The following is a 4402-nucleotide window of genomic DNA, read 5'->3' as shown; positions in this document are numbered from 1 at the left end:
CTGTCGGCGTCAAGAAAACACCCGGCGCGATCGCTTTTGCCAAAGACAGAATCATAAAATCCCGCAAGGTGGCGCCGGCACCGGCGCCGGCATCGGATCCGGTGCCGGAAGTAACGAAGGAACTGCCACGTGGTGAGCCATGGAGGCCGGCCAAAGATCCTCTGGACATGGAGTGGCACGAATCCGTAAAGGGGGACCTCGAAAGTGCAGAAATGAGGAAGAGTATAAGTTCGAAAATGGATGACTGGATGGAAAACACTGCTGATCCGTACGAGGACTGGAATAAATCTGTGATCGGAGATGACCCTCTGAGCCTCCCCTTGTCCCGGAATCAGGCCGCCCGTCCAGATAAGGCTTCTCCGTCGCAACCTCTGTTGCTGCACCCGAATCAGCGACTGCCATGGGGGGTGGATAACTCCCCGGGATCGGGAAGCTTCACAGGACAGAAGGCCAATCTTGTTCTGATCAACAAACCCCCTGTTTACACGGGTCAGAAGATCAGCAAGAGTGAATTGGAGCAGATCACTTCGGCGATGCATTATGATCAAGCTTCCGTCTTCTCCTATTTTCTCTGATCCGGTGAAGCGAGGCGCGAACGGAGCGCCAGCGGATCAGCGAGGGCAGATTCTGTTGGAGCCTCAGAATATTGAGAAGATCGTGAACGTTTTCCGTGAACGGGTGGACATTCCTCGCTTCTCGCGGGCGGTCTCGCTGGAGGAGATCGCGGACAACGACTTCAATCTCAATATTCGGCGCTACGTGGACGCGAGTCCTGCTGCCGAACCACGCTCGACATACGGGCGGCGCTGTTCGGCGGCGTACCGCGAAGTGAAGTCGAAGTGGAAGTAGCAAAATTCCACCTCTACGGCATCGGACTCTCTGATTCGTTCAGCCGAAGAGCGCTGATTATCTCGATTTTCAAAGCGGCGGCTGCGAGGTGACGGCGGCACGTCTCCCGGGCCTTGCTGCCGACCGAGAGGGAAAGTTCATCCGGAGCTGCCGTTCCTGGTGGGAAGAAGCGGCATCACGAATCACGGAACTCGCCGAGAGTGACCCTGGGCCTCCGAGGCTTTGCCGGGGTGATCGACCGGTGCTCGGTCGGAGGAGCTCGGCTACGCGTGATCGGCTTGCGCTCCCGACGTGATCGGGCCTCCAACCCGTCCAGGGCGTTCGACTTGCCGCTGCTCCGCCGGGGTCCAGAATCCGGACGGGTGCCGACATGCGTTCATGTTGTATCTATGCTGTGCGCATGCCTGCCGCGCCTCTTGCCCCCGTACAGCCGCCGAAGACCTCGCTGAAGCAGCCGCCCGCCGCCGACCGCGTCTACGCGCACATCAAGGAAGCGGTACTGGACCGCCGTTACGAGGGTGGGACGCTGCTCACCGAGGGCGACCTGGCCGACGCGGTCGGGGTGTCCCGTACGCCCGTCCGCGAGGCGCTGCTGCGGCTGGAGGTGGAAGGGCTGATCAAGCTCTACCCGAAGAAGGGCGCCCTGGTGCTCGCCGTCTCCGCGCAGGAGATCAAGGACGTGGTGGAGACCCGGCTGCTGGTCGAGGAGTTCGCGGCGCGCCGGGCCGTGCCCGCCTCCGCCCAGTTCCTCGCGCGGCTCGAAGAGCTGCTGGAGGAGCAGCGGCGGCTGGCCGAGGACGGGGACCTGGCGGCCGTGGCGGTCAAGGACCGCTGCTTCCACGCCGAGATCGTGAAGAACGCGGGCAACGAGATCCTCTCGCGCCTCTACGACCAGCTGCGCGACCGGCAACTGCGCATGGGCGTCGCGGTGATGGAGGCCCACCCCGGCAGGATCGAGGCCAACATCACCGAGCACGCCGAGCTGCTGGAGGCGATCCGGGCCGGTGACGAGGACGGCGCGGCCCAGGTCGTGCGGCGGCACGTCGGCCGCGTCCGGGTGCTGGTGCGGGGTGAGGACCGGTGAGTTCGGCCGCCTCACCCGCCCTGTCCCTGCCCGGCGACCCGCCCGGCGGACGGCGTGCCGCCCGCGTGTGGGGCATCGGCGTCGCCGTCTACTTCGTCGCGATCATCTTCCGCACCAGCCTGGGCGTCGCCGGACTCGACGCCGCCGACCGGTTCGACGTCAACGCCTCGGCCCTGTCCACGTTCTCCATCCTCCAGCTCCTCGTCTACGCCGGTATGCAGATACCCGTCGGCCTGATGGTCGACCGGCTCGGCACCAAGAGGGTCCTCACCATCGGGGTCGTCCTGTTCACCGTCGGACAGCTCGGATTCGCGCTCTCCCCGTCGTACGGGATGGCGCTCGCCTCCCGGGCCCTGCTCGGCTGCGGCGACGCGATGACGTTCATCAGCGTGCTGCGGCTCGGCAGCCGCTGGTTCCCCGCCCGGCGCGGCCCGCTCATCGGCCAGGTCGCCGCCCTGTTCGGGATGGCGGGCAACCTCGTCTCGACGCTCTTCATCGCGCGGGCCCTGCACAACCTCGGCTGGACCACGACCTTCGTCGGCAGCTCGGTGGCCGGCGTGGTCGTGCTCGTCCTGCTGCTGCTCTTCCTGAAGGACCACCCGGAGGGCCACGAACCGCCGCCCGCCGAGCACGCGGGGGCCGCGTACGTCCGCCGGCAGATCGCCGCCGCCTGGCGGGAGCCGGGCACCCGGCTCGGCATGTGGGTGCACTTCACCACCCAGTTCCCGGCGATGGTGTTCCTCCTGCTGTGGGGGATGCCGTTCCTGGTCGAGGCGCAGGAGCTGAGTCGGGGCACGGCGGGCGGACTGCTCACCCTGGTGGTGCTGTCCAACATGGCCGTGGGGCTCGTCTACGGGCAGATCATCGCCCGGCACCACGAGGCGCGGGTGCCGCTCGCCCTGGGCACGGTCGGCACGACGGCCGCGCTCTGGGCCTCGGCCGTCCTCTACCCGGCCGATCACACGCCGATGTGGCTCCTGATCGTGCTGTGCGCGGTGCTCGGCGCCTGCGGGCCCGCCTCGATGATCGGGTTCGACTTCGCCCGGCCCGCCAACCCGCCGGAGCGCCAGGGCACAGCGTCGGGGATCGTCAACATGGGCGGATTCGTCGCCTCGATGACGACGCTGCTCGCCGTCGGGGTGCTGCTGGACGCCACGGGCGACAACTACCGCGTCGCGTTCGCCTCGGTCTTCGTCCTGGAAGCGCTCGGCGTCAGCCAGATCCTGCGGCTGCGCCGCCGGGCCGCGCTCAGGGAACGCGAACACCACGTGGTGAGCCGGGTCGAAGCGGTACACGTGCCCGCGTAGGGCCGTCCCGGGCTGTCTCCGGCTGGCTCCGGCGGTCTCTCCGGCTTCCGCCGGCCTTCTCCCGGCCGTCTCCGCCCGGCGGCGCTCCCCCTGCGCCCGGGGAAATCCGGGGCGGGCGCCGCCGGGGCGCGGAGCCTCGGCTACGGCGTGACGGCGAAGTGGTGCAGGATCGCGGTGGCGAGGTCCTGGTCGCCCTCGACCTTGAACCGGTCCGCGACGGCCGCCGCCCGGACCCGGCCGCAGGCGAGGCGTACGTACGTCTCCCAGTCCATCGACAGCGTGACGGCGGGACCGAGCGACGGGGAGCCGTCGACCGAGCCGCGCCCCTCGGCGTCGACCCGTACCGTCCGCAGGAACTCGACCGGACCGTGCACGTCGAGCACGATCGCCGTACCGGCCGGTGCGCCCGCGTCCTTGGCGACCACCTTCGGCAGCGCGGCGAGCAGGACGTCCCGGGTGATCAGGGCGCCGGGGGAGTCCAGGTTGCCCGGCCGGCCGAGCGTGGCGCGCAGGTCCTGCTCGTGCACCCAGAGGTCGAAGGCGCGCATGTTCAGCGCCACTTCGAGGGTCTGCTCGGCACCGAGCGGGGCCCGGACCTTGGCCTCCGGCGCGCGCGACTCGTTGCGGAGCTGGCGGGCGCGGCGGATGAGGACGTACTCCAGCTCGGAGGTCATCTCCGGAGCCGTGTGGTGACGCCGGACGTCGACCTGCATCTCCATGTAGCGGGCGAAGTCGCTCTGCACGTGGTAGAGGTCGCGCGGCAGCGTGTGGATCGGACGCGGGTCGCCGAGCATCTCGCACTCCATGCCGATGACGTGCGACACCATGTCGCGCACCGACCATCCGGGGCAGGGCGTACGGCGGTTCCACTCCCCTTCGACGAGGGGCTTCACCAGTTCGGCTATCGCTTCGATGGAGTGGGTCGCGGCGTCGGTGTAGGGCTGGAGGATGGGATGGACGGTCACGGGACCCCTCGTGCGGTTCTGCGGAGCATGGGCTGGAGAGCTGGGAGTGCTGGCGGTGGCTGGCTGGCACTGACGGCGCTGTCGGCGAGCTGCGGTGAGGTTCGGTGGCTTCGACCGTCCAAGTTACGCTGCGAGCAGGCAGCCCGGCAGTGCTTTCGTGTGACGATCGTAGGCCCGTGTTGACGGCTCGAATGCCA

General features: G+C 68.1%; 5 protein-coding genes. 4 read left to right on the top strand and 1 reads right to left on the bottom strand.

Going from position 1 to position 4402, the window contains the following annotated elements; all coding sequences use genetic code 11:
• The 4 genes from EES43_RS13920 to EES43_RS13905 form a co-directional block, all read left to right on the top strand.
• Positions 1-575: hypothetical protein (locus tag EES43_RS13920; RefSeq protein WP_164493172.1), on the top strand; the 575-nt coding region annotated here is incomplete at its 5' end.
• On the top strand, positions 541-849 hold the full coding sequence (locus EES43_RS13915) for an N-6 DNA methylase (protein WP_241192415.1): 309 nt from the start codon (positions 541-543) through the stop codon (positions 847-849). The genes EES43_RS13920 and EES43_RS13915, both read left to right, overlap by 35 nt.
• 400 nt (positions 850-1249) lie before the next feature.
• Positions 1250-1933 (top strand): GntR family transcriptional regulator, encoded by a 684-nt coding sequence (locus tag EES43_RS13910; RefSeq protein WP_124269028.1) that lies wholly within the window; start codon positions 1250-1252, stop codon positions 1931-1933.
• Positions 1930-3240, top strand: a complete 1311-nt coding sequence (locus EES43_RS13905; RefSeq protein WP_124269027.1) for an MFS transporter — start codon at positions 1930-1932, stop codon at positions 3238-3240. The genes EES43_RS13910 and EES43_RS13905 overlap by 4 nt, the downstream gene beginning before the upstream one ends.
• Positions 3241-3380: 140 nt before the next feature.
• On the opposite strand, the gene EES43_RS13900 is transcribed toward EES43_RS13905, so the two are convergent.
• Complete coding sequence (locus tag EES43_RS13900; RefSeq protein ID WP_124269026.1) at positions 3381-4205, bottom strand: maleylpyruvate isomerase family mycothiol-dependent enzyme; 825 nt, start codon at positions 4203-4205, stop codon at positions 3381-3383.
• Positions 4206-4402 lie beyond the last annotated feature (197 nt).

The sequence above is a fragment of the Streptomyces sp. ADI96-02 genome (assembly GCF_003846185.1).
Lineage (GTDB): Bacteria > Actinomycetota > Actinomycetes > Streptomycetales > Streptomycetaceae > Streptomyces.
Note: the sequence above shows the minus strand (reverse complement) of the source record. Positions and strands in the feature narration are given on the sequence as shown.